General features: G+C 36.6%; 23 protein-coding genes. 8 read left to right on the top strand and 15 right to left on the bottom strand.

Annotation, left to right across the window (positions count from 1 at the left end; translation table 11 throughout):
• Positions 1-77: 77 nt before the first annotated feature.
• Entirely contained in the window at positions 78-701 is a 624-nt protein-coding gene (locus ACTXGU_RS16250) for a class I SAM-dependent methyltransferase (RefSeq protein WP_443482582.1), read from the bottom strand.
• Between the two features lie 210 nt (positions 702-911).
• Between ACTXGU_RS16250 and ACTXGU_RS16245 the strand changes: the two genes are divergently transcribed.
• Entirely contained in the window at positions 912-2,624 is a 1,713-nt protein-coding gene (locus ACTXGU_RS16245) for a methyl-accepting chemotaxis protein (protein ID WP_443482581.1), read from the top strand.
• A 1,026-nt stretch (positions 2,625-3,650) separates the two neighbouring features.
• Here ACTXGU_RS16245 and ACTXGU_RS16240 read toward each other — a convergent pair.
• Both ACTXGU_RS16240 and galU read right to left on the bottom strand, forming a co-directional pair.
• Positions 3,651-5,471 (bottom strand): SEC-C metal-binding domain-containing protein, encoded by a 1,821-nt coding sequence (locus ACTXGU_RS16240; RefSeq protein WP_443482580.1) that lies wholly within the window; start codon positions 5,469-5,471, stop codon positions 3,651-3,653.
• A gap of 104 nt (positions 5,472-5,575) precedes the next feature.
• Positions 5,576-6,472, bottom strand: a complete 897-nt coding sequence (galU, locus tag ACTXGU_RS16235) for a UTP--glucose-1-phosphate uridylyltransferase GalU (protein ID WP_443482579.1) — start codon at positions 6,470-6,472, stop codon at positions 5,576-5,578.
• Positions 6,473-6,867: 395 nt separating this feature from the next.
• On the opposite strand from galU, the gene ACTXGU_RS16230 reads away from it, so the two are divergent.
• Together ACTXGU_RS16230 and ACTXGU_RS16225 are read left to right on the top strand one after the other, a co-directional pair.
• Complete coding sequence (locus ACTXGU_RS16230; RefSeq protein WP_443482578.1) at positions 6,868-7,248, top strand: hypothetical protein; 381 nt, start codon at positions 6,868-6,870, stop codon at positions 7,246-7,248.
• 472 nt (positions 7,249-7,720) lie between these two features.
• Positions 7,721-8,833: an alpha/beta hydrolase fold domain-containing protein gene (locus ACTXGU_RS16225; RefSeq protein WP_443482577.1), complete on the top strand. Its 1,113-nt coding sequence runs from the start codon at positions 7,721-7,723 to the stop codon at positions 8,831-8,833.
• A gap of 77 nt (positions 8,834-8,910) precedes the next feature.
• On the opposite strand, the gene ACTXGU_RS16220 is transcribed toward ACTXGU_RS16225, so the two are convergent.
• The 6 genes from ACTXGU_RS16220 to ACTXGU_RS16195 all read right to left on the bottom strand — a co-directional run bounded on the left by ACTXGU_RS16220 (position 8,911) and on the right by ACTXGU_RS16195 (position 12,260).
• Entirely contained in the window at positions 8,911-9,246 is a 336-nt protein-coding gene (locus ACTXGU_RS16220) for a hypothetical protein (protein WP_443482576.1), read from the bottom strand.
• A 48-nt stretch (positions 9,247-9,294) separates the two neighbouring features.
• Entirely contained in the window at positions 9,295-10,509 is a 1,215-nt protein-coding gene (locus ACTXGU_RS16215; protein ID WP_443482575.1) for a glutathionylspermidine synthase family protein, read from the bottom strand.
• Positions 10,509-10,967: an RNA helicase gene (locus ACTXGU_RS16210; RefSeq protein ID WP_443482574.1), complete on the bottom strand. Its 459-nt coding sequence runs from the start codon at positions 10,965-10,967 to the stop codon at positions 10,509-10,511. The genes ACTXGU_RS16215 and ACTXGU_RS16210 overlap by 1 nt, the downstream gene beginning before the upstream one ends.
• A 75-nt stretch (positions 10,968-11,042) precedes the next feature.
• Entirely contained in the window at positions 11,043-11,441 is a 399-nt protein-coding gene (locus ACTXGU_RS16205) for a DUF350 domain-containing protein (protein ID WP_443482573.1), read from the bottom strand.
• 17 nt (positions 11,442-11,458) lie between these two features.
• Positions 11,459-11,881, bottom strand: coding sequence for an aminotransferase yhxA (locus ACTXGU_RS16200; protein ID WP_443482572.1), 423 nt, complete (start codon positions 11,879-11,881; stop codon positions 11,459-11,461).
• A gap of 148 nt (positions 11,882-12,029) precedes the next feature.
• Positions 12,030-12,260, bottom strand: a complete 231-nt coding sequence (locus ACTXGU_RS16195) for a DUF3600 domain-containing protein (protein WP_443482571.1) — start codon at positions 12,258-12,260, stop codon at positions 12,030-12,032.
• A gap of 229 nt (positions 12,261-12,489) precedes the next feature.
• On the opposite strand from ACTXGU_RS16195, the gene ACTXGU_RS16190 reads away from it, so the two are divergent.
• Positions 12,490-12,765: a hypothetical protein gene (locus ACTXGU_RS16190; RefSeq protein WP_443482570.1), complete on the top strand. Its 276-nt coding sequence runs from the start codon at positions 12,490-12,492 to the stop codon at positions 12,763-12,765.
• Positions 12,766-12,917: 152 nt separating this feature from the next.
• Here the strand turns inward: ACTXGU_RS16190 and ACTXGU_RS16185 are convergent, their stop codons facing one another.
• From ACTXGU_RS16185 to ACTXGU_RS16175, 3 genes are all read right to left on the bottom strand, one after another.
• Positions 12,918-13,199, bottom strand: coding sequence for a hypothetical protein (locus tag ACTXGU_RS16185; RefSeq protein WP_443482569.1), 282 nt, complete (start codon positions 13,197-13,199; stop codon positions 12,918-12,920).
• A gap of 466 nt (positions 13,200-13,665) precedes the next feature.
• The gene (locus ACTXGU_RS16180) at positions 13,666-14,244 is read right to left on the bottom strand and encodes a GNAT family N-acetyltransferase (RefSeq protein WP_443482568.1); all 579 of its coding nucleotides are present in this window, start codon (positions 14,242-14,244) and stop codon (positions 13,666-13,668) included.
• A 14-nt stretch (positions 14,245-14,258) separates the two neighbouring features.
• The gene (locus ACTXGU_RS16175) at positions 14,259-14,780 is read right to left on the bottom strand and encodes a DinB family protein (RefSeq protein WP_443482567.1); all 522 of its coding nucleotides are present in this window, start codon (positions 14,778-14,780) and stop codon (positions 14,259-14,261) included.
• A gap of 228 nt (positions 14,781-15,008) precedes the next feature.
• Here ACTXGU_RS16175 and ACTXGU_RS16170 point away from each other — a divergent pair, with 228 nt between their 5' ends.
• On the top strand, positions 15,009-15,383 hold the full coding sequence (locus ACTXGU_RS16170; protein WP_443482566.1) for a hypothetical protein: 375 nt from the start codon (positions 15,009-15,011) through the stop codon (positions 15,381-15,383).
• Between the two features lie 47 nt (positions 15,384-15,430).
• On the opposite strand, the gene ACTXGU_RS16165 is transcribed toward ACTXGU_RS16170, so the two are convergent.
• Positions 15,431-15,772 carry a GIY-YIG nuclease family protein gene (locus tag ACTXGU_RS16165; RefSeq protein ID WP_443482565.1) on the bottom strand — a complete coding sequence of 114 codons (342 nt, stop codon included), beginning with the start codon at positions 15,770-15,772 and terminating at the stop codon, positions 15,431-15,433.
• Positions 15,773-15,790: 18 nt separating this feature from the next.
• Complete coding sequence (locus tag ACTXGU_RS16160; protein WP_443482564.1) at positions 15,791-16,525, bottom strand: DUF2087 domain-containing protein; 735 nt, start codon at positions 16,523-16,525, stop codon at positions 15,791-15,793.
• Positions 16,526-16,899: 374 nt separating this feature from the next.
• Between ACTXGU_RS16160 and ACTXGU_RS16155 the strand changes: the two genes are divergently transcribed.
• Entirely contained in the window at positions 16,900-17,571 is a 672-nt protein-coding gene (locus ACTXGU_RS16155) for a hypothetical protein (RefSeq protein WP_443482563.1), read from the top strand.
• Positions 17,572-17,968: 397 nt separating this feature from the next.
• Entirely contained in the window at positions 17,969-19,039 is a 1,071-nt protein-coding gene (locus ACTXGU_RS16150) for an SDR family oxidoreductase (protein WP_443482562.1), read from the top strand.
• A 39-nt stretch (positions 19,040-19,078) separates the two neighbouring features.
• Here the strand turns inward: ACTXGU_RS16150 and ACTXGU_RS16145 are convergent, their stop codons facing one another.
• A complete protein-coding gene (locus ACTXGU_RS16145) occupies positions 19,079-19,459 on the bottom strand; it encodes a winged helix-turn-helix transcriptional regulator (RefSeq protein ID WP_443482561.1) in 381 nt (126 codons plus the stop codon).
• Positions 19,460-20,215: 756 nt separating this feature from the next.
• On the opposite strand from ACTXGU_RS16145, the gene ACTXGU_RS16140 reads away from it, so the two are divergent.
• Positions 20,216-20,491 (top strand): HU family DNA-binding protein, encoded by a 276-nt coding sequence (locus tag ACTXGU_RS16140; protein ID WP_443482560.1) that lies wholly within the window; start codon positions 20,216-20,218, stop codon positions 20,489-20,491.
• Positions 20,492-20,983: the final 492 nt, after the last annotated feature.

Genomic DNA, 20,983 nt, shown 5'->3' with positions numbered 1-20,983 from the left:
GAAAACAGCCATTGAAAAAAAACAACTTGGGTACTATCCTATTTCTTCTTATTAGTTTATATCTAGACATTAAAGGACTAATCAATGGATTTATTCACTACTATTTTTCTGTACATACCATTAAACATCACTGGCTTGTCTTCTTTTACAACTAATGCTTGAGAGTATTTTTCATATAATTCTTCAAAATTTAATCCAATGTCAGTTCCTAACACTTTAATAAGAGGTCTAACAAATTTTTTAGGCAATGACAGCTTGTTTTCTTTAGAGGAAAACTTATCGAATAGAATCATTTCTCCATCTTGTTTCAGCACCCTTGTCATCTCCTGAAAGCATTTATCTGCATTAGGTACAACGGAAAGAATGAGACTTCCGATAACCAAGTCGAACTGATTACTGTCAAATCTCATATCTTGAGCATCCATTTCTAAAAATTTAATCGAGGAAGTTTTGAATTTCTCTCTTGCTTTTTTCAACATATCAGGTGAAAAATCAATTGCTGTAATATTTAATTCCGCGTGATTTATTAGTTCTAAGTCAGCTCCTGTTCCTACGCCGACAAATAATATTTTTTGATTGCTATTGAAGTGTATTTCTTGAAATATTTGTTTACGGGCATGAAGAAACAAGCCTGAATTAAAAAAGATATCGTATATAGGAGACCATAATTTATATATCACTTTATTCCATGTATTATTCATTCTCTCCGCCACCTCTAATCTAAGTTCTTTTTACATGTAATCATTATCGATAAAATTCCTCCTAAAGTGAATAAGAACTAACAAGAAGCAACCAAAAACATTTTAAAAATAGTACTAATGGATTATTAAGTCGATTCAATATGTATTGTTATACGTCCGATATATCTAGTGTGTAAGCATAATTATATTAAACTAAAAGGAGCAGAATGTGTGAAAATACTCAAAAATATTACAATCACGAAAAAATTACTGGTAATTATAAGTGTCAGTGCATTAGCGCTTAGTATTGTGGGATTGGTCGGGCTGAATTATATAAAAGAGATGGCAAAGGATTCTGAGAGAATGTATAAAGAGAATTTATTGCCTATCAGCCAGCTGATGCAATTCAGATTAAATACTAGAGCAAACGATGCGTATACACTTGAACTAATGCTTACAAAAGATTCAACTAGAAACGATGAACTATTCAAGGAAATAGACACCAATTTGAATGAAAATAAGACAATTGTTAATACACTGCAAAATAGTATGCTGGAAAGTAAAGAAGTACAATTGATGCAAGACTTTGTTGAAAAGGAAAAGCTGCTAGAAGCTTCTAGAGGTAAAGTATTAAAATTAGCTATGGCTAATCAAAATGAAGAAGCCTATTCACTCTATTCAGAGGAATTGGAGACTAACCGATTAGCAGTAACAAACATACTTAGAGAAATCCAAAAAACCTATATTTCTACTGCTGAACGAATTAATCAGGAAAATCAAGATGGATTAAAACAAGCGACTACTATTGTATGGGTCGTTATTATTGCTGCTCTTCTTCTTTTATTATCACTTGGCTTTTTAATAGCTAAAATGATTATCACTCCAATAAGGGAGATAAAAAGTTTACTTGGGAAAGCTGAAAATGGAGATTTTACGGTAAAAGGAAGCTACCAGTCAAAAGACGAAGTTGGCGAGTTAATGACTTCTTTTAATCATATGACCGCACAGCTTCAATCTACTCTTGCTACTGTAAGTGACTCTTCTCAGCAAGTAGCAGCAGCTTCTGAGGAACTAAGTGCAAGCGCTGAAGAAAGCAGCAAAGCGAGTGAGCATATTACATTAACCATCCAAGAGCTAGCTTACGGTTCGGATAAACAAGTACAAACAGTGGAAAATAGTTCTCGTGCTATAACAGATATTACACACTATACAAAAACTATCGAAAAAAATACCCAGAAAATGACACAAGGCGCCCATCATGCTTCTCAAATGTCATTAGAAGGAAATCAAGCAATCGACGAAGTAAGCAAACAAATGAATTCTATCAATGCTAATGTAAACCGTTTATCCGAAACGGTGAAAAGCTTAGATGAACGTTCCAGTGAAATTGGCAAAATCACCGATGTTATTACTACTATTTCATCGCAGACAAATTTATTAGCGTTAAATGCAGCGATTGAAGCTGCAAGAGCCGGCGAGCATGGGAAAGGTTTTGCCATCGTTGCTGATGAAGTAAGAAAGCTTGCGGAAGAATCATCAAAATCAACCGAACAAATTTCCAAGCTAATTCAACTTATTCAAACAGATACGGAAAATACACTTCAATCGATGAAAAACACATCAGAAGAAGTTCATACAGGACTTAAAGTAGTGGATGTAGCCGGAAGCTCATTCCAAAAAATAGAAATTGCTATTAAAGATGTTGTTGCACAAATTGGCGAAATATCGGAAACATTAAAGGAATTGGCAAGAGGAACAGAGCATGTGAATTCTTCTATTCTTGTCGTAAATGAAGTGGCCGAAGCCTCCGCTTCCAGTACACAAAATGTTTCTGCCGCTACCCAAGAACAGCTTGCTGCTATGGAAGAGATAGCAGCGTCTTCCCAATCTTTGGCTTTGTTAGCAGAAGATCTTCAAATGATGCTTGCTAAATTTAAAATATGATAACTAGATAAAGGAGAGGTTTGAGCAATATCCTACATTTATTTACTATACATGTATGTAAAATGCTAAGCCTACTGACACGAAATAATGCTGTTATTTCGTGTCTTTATTTATATAACTTGCTTTCAAAATAATAGAACCTCTTGTAGAAAGGAGATTCTTTAGCTTAGGCTGTTTTCGTATAGTTTGTTGCTTTTAAACTCGCAGCCTGAATACACTTCGTCCGTTTAGCGAGCGTCGAGCCTCCTCGTCGCATACGCTCTGCTTAAGTCTCGTCTTTCTTGCATTCCCACAGGAGTCTACGTGTATTCAGTCTGCTGAGTATTTCTTCTCCCATTTTTTTACGTAAAAACAACATACTGTGAGAAAACTGCTAATACAAAAAAGAACGATACTTGTCTTTTGGACTAGGTATCGTTCTTTTAATCGGGTCTGATCCCAATGTCATCAACTTAAGGTTCCATAAAATGTTATTAGATTAAACTGTCATAAAAATGTTTTATTTAAAAAAACTACTTAACTTTTCGAAAACACCACAATAATTGCTTTGGATACCTTTTTTGGTATATCAACGATGTGTGGTGATTTTTCAGGGGAAAAGTATTAGTAAACAAAGTTTTTCTGAAGCAAGAAAGAAAATTAAGCCAGAAGCTTTTATCAAACTATTTGATACCATCGTGAATTGGTATTATAAGAAAAAAGTAGGATGCCAAGGGAGGGTAAAAAAATAATATTTCATCCGCCCGGGCATCCTATTGCCTTTTTAAGATCCTATTTATTGGATACCCTTTATGTAAAAGAAATACCCAATTTGTTTGGAGAGGCGTCCGCTCGACTCCTACGGGATTAGCGAGAAAGACGAGACCCCACAGGAGCAAAGCGACGAGGAGGCTCGGCGCTCGCCCCGTGGAAAGCGAGCGGTAAGCCTCGGAGAACAGACCAAAACCCTTACTTCCTACTTAGTTGCTTATTTTCCTTTTTTTGAATACTAGCTTGATGACATTGGGTCCGACCCCTAGATAGTGTTCAATACCCAACTAATTCAAACATTTTCTCTTCATTTTTTTCAATGACTTCAATAACATTTTGAGCTATCGTCGTGTTATATTTTTTATCAAGCCATTTCATAAAGGCCTTTATGGTGCTTATAAATTCTTTAAGCTGCGTTTTGCTTACAAATTCATAGAGGTTAAATAGATCTTTTGTTAATACCTTTGTCCAGAAGCGCTTATCACACTGTCCCCAATCATCAAATGATTTCATTTCTAATAAATACCTTAAATCAAATAAACTTGATCCATATTTTCTAACGGTGTTTGATGATTTTCCCTTTGTTTTCTCTTTAAAGAAAGTGACCATGTCTACTGCGTAAAAATTATCGATTGTATCGGGTGTAAAGCCTAGGTCTTCAAAATATGGGATATCTTCATTTTTTAGTCGAATAGGTCGTGCATTTTGCGGTATCGTTGACTGTAAAGATGATTTTCTTTCAGCTTGTCCTGATACGAATGGCGACAACGACAAACCTAGCTGTTTTCGAATTGTATTAAAATCAGCTGTAACTTCTACTTCTCCAAATTCCTTATATACGGTTTGATATAGATGGTATTCCATTTGTTTTAACCAAATATCGACATCTTCTTTACGATTCATCGCGATCAATTGGCCAATGGTGTAGTCACCAAATTTAAGAATTTTCACATTAACATCTAAGTTACAACTATTTTGTGCATATATAGCTGCGTATCTTGGTACATCTTCCTCCATGTTTAGGAGTAAATTTTGAATTTCAATATGAAAAGGAACGGTTGTCTCTTTTACGTCTTCCTTCAGAAATGTGACGGCCATATTTATTTCTTCCATTTTCTTTTTTATCTTTTCTTTTGCTTCTGCTTTATAACAGTGAATTTCCATATGATTGTTTTCAACAGAAATTACGCCCTCTACTTCAGCGAAATGAACAGCTCCATTTATTTCACTATCTTGGAACACTTTCCAATCCTTTACCCAGCTCACTCTTTTCTCATTAGCGTCCCACTTATCGAATTCGACTTCTTTTTGATTATATAAGAAATCGATTAACACTTGTTCATTTTGAATGTCATATTTGAGCGTATAGTAATGAATGATTTTTGTTTCTCGTATGTCGTCATTCCCTAATAAATCAGCTAACATTTCTGGAAAATAGTTAAATAAAACATGTTCACTGCTGCTTCCTGACTCATTCATTAATTTCTTTACTTTTTCTGCGATTCGATGAACAGCTTCTGGTCCTTCAAAAGCCCTTACTCCATTAAAATAAAATCTATCCCCCATTTGTTCCAGTAATCCAATCGTTCCATACCATGGTGAAAAATAAGGGATATTTTCTTTTACATTAGGTACTGCAAACGTTTCTTTTGTCAAGACATCTTCAAAAAAGATATCATCACCCTTTCTATCGATTGCTTGGACAATTCTTGGCTTTAAATTTACCCAATTCTCAGCCAAAATCTTTTCATCTGTTGCAAGTTTGTGCTGATTTTCTTTATAAAACCATTCAATACCGCGAAGTCCATTATCAAAACGATGGAAAAAATAAAACCAAAATTGAAAGAAACCGAACCCTATTGCAGTCGTTCGTCTAGCTGAGCGTTTATTAAACTCTGCTTCTTTTCGGTAAAATTCATTGATCGATATATTTTTTTCAAGAAAAAATCTCAATTTTTCGATGAGCTGATGCTTCTGCTGTAAAAAGCGCTCTAATTTCACTGTTTCTAGTTGAATAACGTTTTCTTTTTTCAAACAACACTTTTTATACTTTTTGCCACTGCCGCAAGGACATTTATCATTTCTATTAATAGTCATTTATACTCTGACTCCTTTTATTGCAATTAATACTATTATTAAAGCATATATACTGATATAAAAAAACCATTGGAATTAATTGATTTCCCAATGGTTTTTCTTCGTTATCCTATCTTAATGTCACTTTGCTCATGTACTTTTATCATTTCTTTTATAAACGTTAGCATGTCTTCTTTTAAATCGGCATCTTGCAAGGCGAATTCTAAGGTTGTTTTCACAAAGCCTAATTTTTCTCCAACATCGTAACGATTGCCTTCAAAGTCATAGGCAAATACGCGTTGAATTTCGTTTAGCTGCTGGATCGCATCTGTAAGCTGAATTTCGCCGCCTGCCCCTTTTTGTTGTTTTTCCAAAAATAAAAAGATTTCTGGTGTTAATACATATCTGCCCATAATCGCTAAATTAGATGGAGCCGTTCCGAGTGCCGGCTTCTCAATGAAGCTGTTTACTTGATAACGTCTTCCTTCCTGCAAGCCTGGGTCAATAATACCGTAGCGGTTTGTTTCATGGTCCGCAACTGTTTGGACGCCAATAACGGAAGAATGCGTTTCTTCGTATTGGTTAATAAGCTGCTTTAAGCAAGGAGTATCACTTTGTACGATATCATCCCCTAATAGGACGGCAAACGGTTCGTTTCCAATAAAGCTTTTTGCACACCAAACAGCATGCCCTAATCCCTTGGGCTCTTTCTGACGAATATAGTGAATATCTGCTAAATTAGAAGAATAGCGTACTTTTTCCAGCAGATCATATTTCTCTTTTTCTAATAAGTTATGTTCTAGCTCATGAGCATAATCAAAATGGTCTTCGATTGCGCGTTTTCCTTTTCCAGTTACGATAATTATATCTTCAATTCCAGAAGCAATCGCTTCCTCCACTATGTACTGAATGGTTGGTTTGTCAACAATCGGCAGCATTTCCTTTGGCATCGCTTTAGTTGCCGGCAAAAATCTCGTTCCTAACCCAGCTGCTGGTATAATCGCTTTTTTTACTTTTTTCAAAGTTATTCCTCCATTCGAAAGGTAAATAAGACCACTTATTTGCAAAACCACTGTTCTATATAGCGTACATTTATATTACCATTTATTTTGTTAAGTGGAAATAATGAGAGTGGGGCTAAGTTTGACTATTTTTGTCGAAAAGCAACTATTTAAGGGGGATCGGATTTTGTCGATTATTACCGAATAATAGCTAAATCGAAAAAAATGCAACAATCCTAGTGAAAAATGCAACAAAGTGAGGAAAAAATGCAACAATATAGACCGAAAATGCAACAATCCTTATTCCTTTTCCACCCATCGATCTGTTAACTGCAAGTAATTTTACACAAAAATAACAAAATGTTACCACAACACACATATTCTCCTGTATAATTCCAATAAAGGAGGAATTTGTTATGCCTTTTATTTTAGCAATTGTTGTTTTTGGAGTGATGGTGCTTTTTCATAAGCATATAAAATGGTGGCTAAAATGGATTCCTTTTGTTTATTATATTGTTCTTTCATCTATTTTTAACAATGGAAGGCAAAAATTAGAGGAGAAGTATCAATCGCAGCCGATTGAAACGCTATGGGATAAAAATTCGGATTATGTGGATCATTTTGTGCCACTTTTCAACATTCCGCTGCTCTTGATTCTCATCATTTGCTTCTATTTATGGTTTAAACATGCTAAAGAAAAAAAGACAAAGATCAGATTAGGAATTAGTATATTACCTGTAACCATCCTTTATTTATGGTTCTGTCTGATGATTGTGATGTTTGGTTATCAGCCATAATGGAAAAGCTGAAATAAGGTTCAGTTTATCACAACAAGCAGTTACATGGGACACCAGCGGATTTTGTCGTTTTTTGCAGAATAATCGATAAACGAAAGAAACTCGAAGATAAATTGTGCAAAAAAGAAGATAAATCCAAAAAAACGATGATAAACGTTGAAAAAAAGAAGAGAAATTGGTGACCACCTACATTTAGAAGGGGAGGGTTTGTCGATTTTACCAAATTAGTAAATCAAATCTTTTTTACAAACGGAATGTTCATTTTATTAAAAAGAAAAATGAGTTTGCACGGCAATGAGGATACTCTTCTTAGAAAAAAAGTAAAGAAAACCCTTTTTCATTGACTGATTATTCCAAAAGATATTACGATAAGAATAACTCTTTCAAGCTGAATCAATGGGCATGTAGGTAACCGTTAGAAGAACAGCAGCTTTTTGAGAGTCGTAGGTTATAATTAAAGGGGGCTTTATATTTGGAGAAAACACCGTTTTCACTTGTTTCTGACTCTTTGGTAACTTTACCTGGACGTTTAGGAAACCCTAATTTCGAACTACGTACGGATCCTCGGTCCGATCCTCGAATGGTCGCCGCGATGGCCGCTTTCAACTTAGACGGTTTGACTGCACCATCGCCCGTGTCACCGAGGGATCCACTTGAAGATCGCCTTAAGTTCTTGGCCGCAGCGGAGAGTGGGTTCGAAGCTCTCTTTGCCGGTTTAATGGCGGAGTTGCCGCCTGTACCGGGAATATTGCACTCGACTGAGATGATTACAGGTGTTGATGGCAACGATATCATGCTTTACATCCACCGCCCAAAAGGCGAATCTACGGCAGCACTGCCTGGCGTACTACATATCCACGGTGGAGGCATGACTCTGCTTAGCACTTCAGGTCCGGTTTACTCAAGGTGGCGTGATGAGTTGGCAGCAACCGGTATGGTAGTTATCGGCGTCGAGTTCCGCAATGCTGCGGGTGTTCACGGTCCACACCCTTTCCCAGCAGGCTTAAACGACTGTACCACTGCACTAGAATGGGTGCATTCAAATCGTGAATTACTTGGCATCTCAAAGCTAATCTTAGCAGGTGAATCTGGCGGAGCTAACCTTGCACTGGCCACAACCATCAAGGCCAAACGCAATGGTCGACTCAAAGCAATCGACGGCGTCTACGCTCTTGTTCCCTATATCTCGGGGGCTTACGGATGGAGCGACGAGGACAAAGCCAGAGAATTTCCGTCGCTGTTAGAGAACGACGGTTACTTCATTAATTGTTCGCTTAACGAGGTGATTGCTTCTGTCTATGATCCAGAGGGGATTAACACTAATAACCCTCTTTGCTGGCCATATTGGGCTACAAGTGATGACCTAGCAGATCTTCCGCCGCACGTTATTACTGTCAACGAACTTGACATCTTCCGTGATGAGGGACTTAGCTACTATCGTAAGCTTGCTCAAGCTGGAGTTAATGTTACTGGGCGTAGTATTACTGGAGTCTGTCACGCCGCAGAGGTCATGTTCCGTAAATCGATGCCGGACATGTACTTGTCAACAATCCATGACGTCAGGGCTTTTGCTAACCGGGTTTAACTAGGTACCAGGATATAAAACGGTATACTGGGCAAATAGCCTCCACAAAAAAAGCGAATGGTCGAGCCACCCATGCTCTACCATTCGCGCCATTCTTCTGTTATATCTTCTTCCCATTGCAATCCGGCTATGCTTGCAGCTTCGACTATAAATTCGTATAGTTCTTCTCTTTCCATCGTTTCGATAAAGTATTCGAATGTTTCGTTTATCTCATTTAAGCGTAATACTACATTTTTTACACATGCGATAACGGCTTCGTCTGTTGTATTTTCGCCAAGGTTTTGTAGCTGTAAAATAAATGCATTCAACACTTCATTTGTTGCTTCCAAATTTTCCTCTGTAAAAAGGTCATCGCCTTCTTCCAGTCTTTCTTCCCAGGCAACAGTTGGTTTTATTAATTCTGCAAATTTCATCGCATCCTCCAGATTTGGATTTTTACCTTTATTATAAAAAAATCCTGCTTAATCTTCCAATCCCATTGGCAAATAATAAGATAAATTATTCGTGATCGTTCCGCCGATGCGATAGCCTGCTGCCGCTGCCTTTCCGCTTACTAAAAAGCTGCCGATCAATAGCTTGCCTTGTTGTTTTCCTTTTTCACTGTTAAAACTTATCTCGGGATGCTCGATATATTGCTGGTAAACAGGCAGATAATCGGTATATGATGTTTGGCTGTCTGCATGTGCCAGCTTTCCTTCATGATTATAAATTTCGACCGTATCCCCTTCTCTACCGAATGCTGGCTTTTTCACAAATGGCAGGCCTGATTCTAGAAAATAATCCGGCTCTAAAAAGGTTGGCAGAAAATATTCTTCGATCCAGTCATGCTCTTCTTTTGTAAAAAAAGCATGGTTTTCTGCATGCAGTCCCCATATAACTGCCTGCACCGCTTTGTTTTGCAAAAGAAACGCAGACGGTGGGTTGATAATGTTCAGTTTCCCCTCTTCCACTAATTCTAAAAGCCACAAGCCGATTTTATTGCCATCCTCATCTTCATCGCTGATTAAATTTTCAATCGGAAACGTTTGGCGGTACAAAACATCAATTTTGTTTCCTTCCTCATCAAAAAGACCGACCCCTTTTTCGATTTGCAGTTTATGAAGGGGGATGAATCTGGATGGCACCCCGGAGATTTTTTGCAAATAAATAACCGTTTCTCTGTCTTCAATATTGTCTTCATGGGCAGTAAACACCACCGTTTGCTGCTGAAGTTGTTGAATCGTCGTTCGAATCACTTCTCCGAGAAACATATCCATGCCTTCATTCGGATTTTCCACTGAAAATTCTTTGCACACTTTTCCGTTTATATAAAAAAGTTCTTTAATAAACGTTGGTGTATCGCTGTTTATTTCAATACATTTATAGCTGGAGCCGGATGGAATGAGGTCGAGGCGAGAAATCACACTTTCAACAGGCAATGTTTTTAACCGGAGAAAAGCAAGCGTCTCTTCTGGAAATCCCATCTCTAGCAATGTTTGATCAGGCACTTGCCGCAATAAATCGCACACTTTGAAAAAAATGCTGCCAATTCGTGTACTGGCAATACGAAGCTGCTGCAACTGTTGTTTTTTTATCATGGCGGTATCATAAAGGGCATACTCTTCGTTATAAAGATCTGCCCAAAATGAATCGATTCGACTGTAAAATTGCTGTCTTTTTTGCTGATAATGAGACATTATGACTCCTCCCCAATATCCTTCACATACAGGACATAAACGCCCCTATCTTCATCAATTTCAGAGGACGTTACTGCTTTTTGCCCGATAGCAGGAATATCGATGATGTCTTTTAATAGATAGCGGATAATATCAAAATGGGCGCTGCACGGAATCACCGTAAGCAACCGGTAATTCTCCGCTTCCCTATGTCTGCGAATCTCGATATGTAATCCTTTTCCACGATAGTTTTGCTCATCTAATCCAGATGAATTTCTGCCGATATCTTTCAATACAAGAATTTCTTCGTCTTCTGCCATCTCATTGGAAATGAGTTCGTATTGCTGCCCTCTCATAATAAAATACGTACAAAGCTGGCGGGCGTATAATTCATCGACGCCAACAGTCGGAATTTCATATTCGTAAAACGGCTGATAGTCGTCATTGCCTTTATCAATAAAATAGGTGAGTTTTTTCATTTGTCTTCATCCTTTTTAATAACATAAGAAAGATAACATTTTTCTTCGGGGCTGAACAAGGCGCTTGCGCTTTTCTTAATAAGATAGACACTTCGCCACAATCCAGCCGATTGCAATTGACAGAGAAAACAGCATCATGCCTACTGCACGATTGTCGTCCTCAATTGCTTTATGGATGCTGAAACGGATTGTGATTACTTCTGCTAAAATAAATACAACAATTTGTACGACAATGCCGATAGCTCCCCAAATTGCCATATCAACTAATGAAACAGAATATTCCGCTGCTGCTCCAAGCACAATCGCAAGCCCGATTACTTTTCCGCCAAGCACGTATGCGGCACTAAGATTTTTTTCAGCAATCAGTTTCATTTCTTTTAATTTCGGTGTACTAAACATAAATAAAAGAATGCCGATTACTAGTAAAAGCAAAGCCACCCCTAAATAGGAGGCAAAATTGATATATAAGTTCATGTTATTCTCCCTTTCTTTTATCCTCCGTAACTTTTTGAACCGCTGCCAAAACCAGAGCTTCTTTTCACTGATTTACTCGTTTCACTTGAACTTCCTGAATCGACCGAAGAACTGTTAGTTGAGTTCCTGGAATTCACGGAAGAATTTTTACTAGAAGAAGTTGGCGATTTATAATATTTGCTGTTATGTAAGGCTGACCTTGAGTTATAATAACTGCCTCCGTAAAAATAATGCCCATAATGGCTGGAATGACGGTCCTCACATTCCCAAACTCCATCATCGTCGTCCCATTCCCACTTATCACAATTCGCATCAGATGGCGGATCAGGATTTTTTTGTGTGGTTGTGTACTCTTCATCCGTTTGGTTATTGCATGCTGCCAAATTCAACATAAATGCAGTGGAAATAATTCCTGTCATTACTTTCGTTGTTTTTCCCATTTATTTCACCCCTTTCAGAAGATACATACGATTAATAAATAAAAAAGATTCTAGCATTCGAATTTTAGTATAGCATTTTTTAGGAGATGAATTTGGGGTTTCGCAAAAAAACTGCAACCTCCCATTGAGATTGCAGCTTTTCTTGCCTTTATTGTACTTGTTTTTCATTCACATATTCGATAAAATCACTTGTTTTTTCGTAGTCTGCTTTTAGATTGGCTGGGATGTCATCACCCTCTATATCTTTTGGATTAATTCCGATCTTTTGAACATTTTTATAAACGAATTGAATCGTTTTGTCATAAAGCTCCGTATATGCTTGCTCACTGCCAGATAAAATACGTGTAATGAGCTGATTATACTCGTTCTGCTCCTCCATCCTCATCCCTCCTTGTTGTTTTATACTATATATTGGTAGGATATCGGGATTTCGTTCGATTTTTTCAAAAAAAACACCCCGTGATTCTATTTTTTAGAACAATGGAGTGCTTCGTGTTATTTTTCTTTTATCCAGTACAAAAATGATTTGGATCGTGGTCTGTTCCCCATGTATGATAAACTTGTATCATCAGATTTTACCAATATTTCATATGATTGGGGGAAATTTTATGAAAAAAGAGAATTTAATCGGCGCTTTAATCATAGGGTCTTTAATTGGCATAATTGGATTTGTGATGCTGTTTTGTAGTGTGAAATTTGGTGTGTCACGTGCGGAAAATTGGTTAGTAGAGCAAGGTGGAGCCGATCCTAATACTTACAATACTATGTTGAAGGGCTATATAAATAATTTTTTAGCTGCTGGAAGCATATTATCAGCATTCGGGCTTTTCATTACTACTTTAGCCTATTTTAAGCTGAGTACTATTAAGGAAAAATCAATTTGAGGGAGTTGACATTTGGTTATAAAAATAAACATTTCTAAAGGTATTCTCGGGAGCTTTCAATGAAGCTTACTTATTTTTTATAAAAAAGACAAGAGGGCTAAAGGAAACACCCCGTTACTGTTACTATATCGGGGTGTCGCAAATTCTCTATTTTAAGGATTCAGCTTTGAATCCTTTTTATGATTAACAATACTGAAATACACCATTGGATTCAAAAAGTTAAAAGCTATAACTGCTAAACACATAAAGGTAGTAACCTCATCTCCACCAAGACCAAGTTCATCGACAATAATTGCATCATAGTATATAACTTGAGCAGATATGATTAAAGAGACTAACGATAAACTGATAACAGCAAACCCATTAATGAATTTTCGTCTTGTTCTAGGAAAGATAATCATAACAAACAGAATCAAAGCAAAAATGATAAACATTGATGAAAATAGGTCTTAATAATGTAAAAGACCCGGATATTTCAAACAAATCGTAAGTGTACATATTACCTCCAAATTATTATCTTGAATGAGTATTAATTAGAAAATTATGACAACCACAGTTTATCACACGTTGCATCTGTTGAGAACAGCCAACTAGTATTAACATTTTTATTGAATACTTAATATCGTATAATTTCCTGCGGTATTTTTTTAAGGGGCCATGCTTTTTTCGCGGTAATTTCTTTTTTTTCGCGATGCTCCCACTTTTTCTCGCGGCATTTTCCTTTTTTTCGCGGTACTCCACTTTTTCTCGCGGCATTTTCTTTTTTCTCGCGGTACTCCACTTTTTTTCGCGGTAGACAACATCTTTCTCTCGATTATTTCATTTATACGTACTTCATTCTACTTCCACGCGGTAATCCCTGTTTTCACCATCCAAACAACAAAAAAACAAGCGACTTCCTTATATCCCAGCGCTTGTTTTAATGAATTCTTCTCTTAATATAGAATATGTCTTTAAATCCTGATGTTTTCCTTTAATCAACATTCCTTTTCTCATGATGCCCTCGAAGGACATTCCTGTTTTTTGCATTACTCGTTCTGATCCGATATTTTCCGTAAAACATCTTGCTTGAATGCGGATTAAATCCATTTTTTCAAAGCCAAATTTGATCAGTTCTTTCACTGCTTCTGTCATAATGCCTCTACCCCAATAATCTTTGGAAAGAACATAACCGATTTCCGCACTTCTATGATATGGCTTCCACCAAACAAAATCGACCGTGCCAATTAATTCTCCGCTCTCTTTATATTCGATTCCCAAAGGAGCTACTTTCTTATTGTGATATTGATTGAGTACAAATTGCAAAAAACCTTTTGTATCTGACAATGTTTGGTGCGTATCCCACGTAACATATTTTGTTACATCGTCGTCCGAACCGTACGCATACATATCGTCTAGATCTTCCAACGTTATTTTTCTAAGAATAAGACGTTCGGTTTGTAACGTAGGCAAATCACCGTATATTTCATCAATCTCCATAAAAATCTCCTCTGTTATTGTAAAATGAAATAACGTTCCTTCAGAATTTTTAAATGATGCAATTCATGTCCAGCGATAATGTATGCGATGGAGTTTGCGGATACTTCTCCGTTGTTCGCATAGCCCATTCTTGCTGGAGTCCCTTCTGGCAATCCTTTTAAAAGCGCAATTGTTGACTGCCTCACGATTTTACATTCCTCAACTAAATCTTCCATGGAACGGGCAGAAAATATCGCTTCTTTTACATATTCTTCATCATTGTATCCTGCAAGAGAGGTTTGATCGCCTCTTGCTATACGCAATGCCCGATATTGCATAATCCGCTCTGTTTCTGTAATATGTCCAATCACTTCTTTTACCGACCATTTTCCTTCTGCATAACGAAAGTCCGCTTGTGTATCCGTTAAGCTCATAAGTAGAGAGGATGTTTCATCAATCTGCTTCGCAAGGTGTTCAATAATGCTTCCTTCCCCGACAAGATTTATATAATTTTCAAAATAAGCTGGATATTCTCCCTTTACTGGTGTTGAGAACATATGCACATCTCTCCTTTTGTAATAAACTCGTTTACTAATCTATTCTCCATTTTTGTCTGCTATCCTGCTTCAATAAAAGTCGAATCTGGATTTTATCTTTGTTTTTATTGGTTTTATCTTCGTTTTTTTAGATTTATCGATTTTTTTACAAAATTCGACAAAAACCATAAAAGGGATATAAGGTTTGAGTATCCAATATAATAAATAAACGATAATGGAGGTTAAGATTTGAAAAAAAAGTATGTTTGTATGTTTGTTTTTTTCCTTTTACTAGTTGGCTGCTCGAATGAGTATAGTGAAAAAGAGGATTTCACTTATTCTCGTCTTCAATCTAACTTCCCAATTCCTGCTAATGCGAAAGAAAAACGAGGAAACGCCACAAAAGATAAATCCGTTTATCAAAAATATGAACTCATTAGCATTGGAAAGGAAACAACAGAAGATGGAGAAATTCATCCTACTGATTATTTTGAAAAAATTAAAGAAGAAGGGTGGAATGAAGAAAAAAACTTTGAAGGGAAAGCTTACGTATTTCAAAAAGACAAACAACAAATTTATTTAGAACTTCACACAGATTACTTCGAATTGACGAAACTAGAATAATAGAAACAGCTGTTTGACGTTTTCCCCGTCAAACAGCCTTCTATCGTTTAGTTATAACCACGTTCTCCATATGGCTGAAATTCCTCTAGCCATTTGTCTTCTAATTTCTGCAATTCTTCTTTTTCATTAAAATAAGGATCATTTTTCTTTTTCAAAATCTCAATCACGTCCACTGTGAAGCTATCCTCTCCAAATTGTTTCCATTCTTTTGCAAGCTCTCTATTTGTATGGCCACCTTTATTCAACATAAATTTGACGCCATTTAATGTTTTAATATTTCGTGTACTTCCAATAAACACTTTACCGTTTTTTTTGTTTTGAATTTTGTATATGCCTGCTTTAATCGGTGTTTCTTTATAAAGCTGCTTTAGTTCTTTTTTTCGATCCATTTTCATTCACCTATTTCTTTATTTTTTCAGCCAATAGCTGCTGCCATCTGCTTTGCGGTCTACAAAGCCGTACTCAATTAAATATCTGCGAATCAGCACATAGTCGTCATAAATCGCTGTTAACACATCATTTAATTCGTTTTCTGTATATTTTTTGTCATCATCTAAGCGGTTTGTTATTTCCCGAAGCACCATCAGCTTTTGTTTTTCCTTTAACGGAAATTTCTCGAGCTTTCCTTCTGAAAAATATTTACTAACCGCTTTTTGTTGTTCTTCTTCTGTTATGTTGTACCGTTCATCGACCATTTTCGCTTGTTTATGAACCGGGACAAATGCAGGAGTATGCTGATCTTTTTCTTTTAACAATTCCATTAAGGCTAAAAATGTTTTCGCTTGCCGCTCTTTTTCTTTTAAAACAAAACGATGATGGCGAATCGTAGAAGCACTGCCAATGCCAAGCTCCTGCTGCACCTCCGCATCGCTTTTTCCTTGATAAAAAAGAGAAAGAAAATTATTTTGGTGCTCTGTCATTCCGGTAAGCTTTTTATCTAAGCCTATTAAGTAAGCAAAAACAGACTGATGCTTTTCCTGAATATGAATTTGCATGTATTTCTCTGCTTCATATAACATATCGTCCTGAGGATATATAATGCCTTTTTCGACGGTTTCTCCACAAAGTAAGCAGACATACCCCTCTTTTTGTTCTATATAGCCTTGTTTTAATTCCTCTACCGCTGCATCCCAAAATTCCATTTTTTAAACACTCCAAATTATTGTTTATATATAAACAAATATTTTCAACATATGTTGGGTAATACAATATATACTATTACACACATCAAGGATATTCAATGATTTAACAAACATTTTATTATTTTGTTTATAATTTTATAAACAAACATCCTTAATGTTTATAAAATTAAAAAATATTAGAAACGCATGCAAGCTCGTACCAGTTAACTCGACTTTCAGGTATACATGTTTCAAACTATTTTTCTCACCATTTATTTAATAGATTAATGAACTTGTCCAACCTTTTTTCTATCAATTTGAATAGTATAGATAGGGGATATCCTTCTTAAAAAATGATGAAAGAAACTTAAAATTTTAAGAAAGGAGTAATTCTAATGCGTGATAAACCTTCTTATCGCAGAATTGAGTTAGCGCTGCCTGCACTGCCAGTGGGACCATCTCTACCGCCTTTTATTTATTTCGATGTGGATACACGCTTTACTCCCTCTCAAACAAATCGTATTCGAGCTTTAATTCTTATTGTGATTACGTTCTGGCAACAACATTTTTTCCAACTAAAAAAATCCAGTCCTTACCTGTCGCAACTTAATTCATGTACACAAAAATACGCAACCCATAATTTAACACCTCTTTGGTTTAAAGGACCTCGTATTACGAGTGGAACAGAAGCTATCAACCTTGCGATGAACACATTAACGCAACGTTTTAGTGAAAATGGTACGGGTAATGCTGCTGCAGCAAAAATTAACTACTACATTCCAGAACCAAGAGAGCATTTCAACATACGAGCTAACACAGCTAAAAAGCAGTTCAAGGTTTCTTTAGACGTTACAATCAATCCAATATTGCTTGACGATCCTTCAATTACAAAACTTAATCTAGCTGGTTCTTTATTGCATGCCTGGTTTCATCGAATAGGATTTGATCACCCTAAAGATATATACACCACATATTTCATTGCAGAAGCACCAATGTGTATCATGCGTGGATTTCAAGAAAAGGCACCTGGTCAAAGTGATGCTGTTTTCACTCAATTCTTCGATTGATAAAAGTTTTCGAAATAATAAAGATTTAAAATATAAAAAAGAAGAGCTTATAGGGGTATCACTAGCAAAACGCAATTTATAAAATGAAGGATACTCCCGTATAAAAAATCCCAATCTGTCATTTACGTTACTGAAAGATTGGGATTTTATTAAAAATTCCGTCATTTCATTGAGTACACTTATAAAAACTAGCAATACATAATAATAAATTTTTAACGCCTCTTAAAACAAGGTATGAATTAAGTTTTTTAATGTTTGATTAAAAGGAAACTGCTTATAAACACTGCTGGATTACAAAAAAGTGCTTATACCACTTCAAAGTGCGTACTTCTCAAATTTGGTTCCTTCATACAAAATAACAGGGAACAAATCACATTAGAGAAGGAGCTGCAAAACTATGAATCATATACCTCAAATCAAACGCAATGTAGCACTAGTGATAGGCGCAAATGGAGTCATTGGCCGAAACCTTATTGATCATCTCGTTACACTCCCTAATTGGGACGTCATTGGCGTATCACGTCGAGGTGGAGAATCTGTTGGCCGTGTTCGATATGTGGCAGCGGATTTACTCGACATAGAAGACACACGTAAGAAGCTAAGCGGTTTAACTGAGGTAACACACATCTTCTATGCCGCCTATCAGGACCGACCAACTTGGGCAGAACTTGTTCCACCTAACCTAAGCATGCTAGTGAATACTGTAGATGCAATCGAACCAATTGCGTTGGGGTTAAAACATATCAGCTTGATGCAGGGATACAAAGTATACGGAGCACATCTCGGTCCTTTCAAGACACCAGCCCGTGAAACAGACGCTAACCATATGCCGCCCGAATTTAATGTTGATCAGCAGGTTTTCTTAGAAGAAAGGCAAAAAGGCAAGTCTTGGACTTGGTCAGCAATCCGTCCTTCTGTAGTTTGCGGCTTCTCACTAGGTAACCCTATGAACCTCGCCATGGTTATTGCAATCTATGCCTCCATTTCGAAGGAGCTTGGACTTCCACTGCGGTTTCCAGGCAAGCCGGGTGCATATACCAGCCTCTTGGAAATGACGGATGCGGGGCTTCTCGCAAAGGCAACAGTTTGGGCAGCGACTGAAGAACGGTGTGCCAATCAGGCATTCAATATCACAAACGGTGATTTATTTCGCTGGGATGAATTATGGCCGAAGATCGCTCACTACTTTGGATTGGAAATAGCTCCTCCATTACAGATGTCACTTGATGTAGTTATGGCCGACAAAGATCAACTTTGGAACAAAATGATCGAGAATCATGGGCTTACCAGGCATTCGTATAAAGAAGTATCTTCCTGGCAATTCGGTGATTTTGTTTTCTCTTGGGATTATGATTTCTTTGCAGACGGAACAAAGGCCCGCCGCTTTGGTTTTCACGAATACGTTGATACCGAAGCAATGTTTATTAATATCTTCAACGATTTCCGCAAACGCAAAGTCATCCCCTAAAATTAAAAAGCCGACCTTCGTATACAATTGGTCGGCTTCTTATATGTTTTCTACGTCTTTAAGATGTGAATTCGCCAAAATGGTAGCTCTCCCCTCATACTTCCTCTCTATATGCGTATCTCCCCATCTACACATTAGATGCAGAACCTCCTTTAAGCTCCATCCGTATTCTGTCAACTCATACTCCACTTTTGGTGGAACTTGATTATAAGAAATGCGCAAAATGACCCCTTCATCTTCAAGCTCACGCAGGTGCTGTGTTAACATTTTTTGAGTTATTGCTGGTATCAAGCTTTTCAATTCACTGTTTCTTTTCTTTCCAAATGTTAAATGAAAGAGAATCACAGGTTTCCACTTTCCCCCGATTACTTCCAAAGTAGCCTCCACTCCAGTGTTGTAAATCTTATAAGAATTCTTCATTGTACTCCCTCCTTTGGTCAAAATCTTGCATATGTCCTCCTTTGTTTTCCCTTTAATGATTATGTTACTTTTATTTATAACATACTATAAATAAATTAAAGAAATCCGGAAAGATGAAGTATTTGAAAAAACAAAAGAAGAAAACAACGTTTGTTCGTTCAGTTATTGTTATATTGAAGCTGCTGTTTTATTCATCAAAATGTTGGCTAACATCTTATTAAAATATCGTTAATTTAACTAATTCCTATATAAAAATGAATGATACTTTTAGTACTCCTACTGGTTCTATTTCCCATTAAATATATCTCTCCAAGTGATTTGATTTCCAATTTGATTAAGAACATAGCCCCTTTCTTTCTTAAAAGTAAGGGGCTTGCATGATGTTCCATCTTGTTGTTTAACTATTTAATACCCATCCAAGTTATATCTTATGCGCTTTCCTTATGTTAGGTTTATTAATCTTAAATTTAAATTTTAATCGTTATTCTGCTTAAGATTCGCTAATTTCCAACCATCTTTTGTGATATTAGCGGGAAGAAACCTGTGGAAAAATAGGTGATAGTTATCTATCAAACTTGTCTATACAATCACCCTTCTTCTCAATCCTTCCATGCAATACATGCAGCAATTTAAATTTAAGGGTTTAGGTCTATTTCTTTTAAATTAATGTATAGTAATCAATCAAATTGGAAATCCTGCTATTAGTTGTGTTATGCTATCATTTCTACAAACAATTTAAAATTGAGGTGTGTTAATATGAATAAAACAGAATTGATCAATGCTGTCGCTGCACAAACAGAATTAACAAAAAAAGATGTTTCAAAAACGATAGATTCATTATTTGAAACTATCTCTACTACTCTTGCTAAAGAAGAAAAGATCCAGTTAATTGGATTTGGTACGTTTGAAGTACGTGACCGCGCAGCCCGAACAGGCCGCAACCCTCAAACAGGGGAAGAAATTCAGATTGCTGCTTCTAAAGTTCCTGCTTTTAAACCTGGGAAAGAACTAAAAGAAGCTGTTAAACAATAACGAACAAAAAGCGCTAAGGAAACTCTTTTCATCTTTAGCGCTTTTTTATATGCTCTCCCACTTTCATTCACAAGCATCTAAATTGACATGTATCTGCTTTATCTCAAGGATATTGAATAATTATTTATTGTGATTCTTTGATCTTCACACTTTATTTACTGAAAAAATGTCTTGCTCCATGATGGAAGCAAAGCACCGGTTTAGTTGGAGAATAAATTACTTATAAAACGTTATCAACTATTTGTTGAAAAAACTAGAAATAATAAAAGGTGTTAAGCAGATTCCATAGAGAATGAGCAACCATTGGAACAAGAATATTGTTTTAACGGATTGTAAGAATACCAAGCCCTAGGCCTAATTGTTATTTAACCCGCAGCATGAATACACTTTGCTTTCCGCGGACGAGTGCCGAGCCTCCTCGTCGCTGTGCTGAGGTCACTGAAAAAGTGGATGCTATGAAATATAGATAGTGAAAATCAAGCATATAAAGGT

Origin of the sequence: Niallia sp. 01092 (genome assembly GCF_052318935.1) — a bacterium.
Lineage (GTDB): Bacteria > Bacillota > Bacilli > Bacillales > Cytobacillaceae > Niallia.
This window is presented reverse-complemented; position numbering and strand designations above follow the sequence as displayed.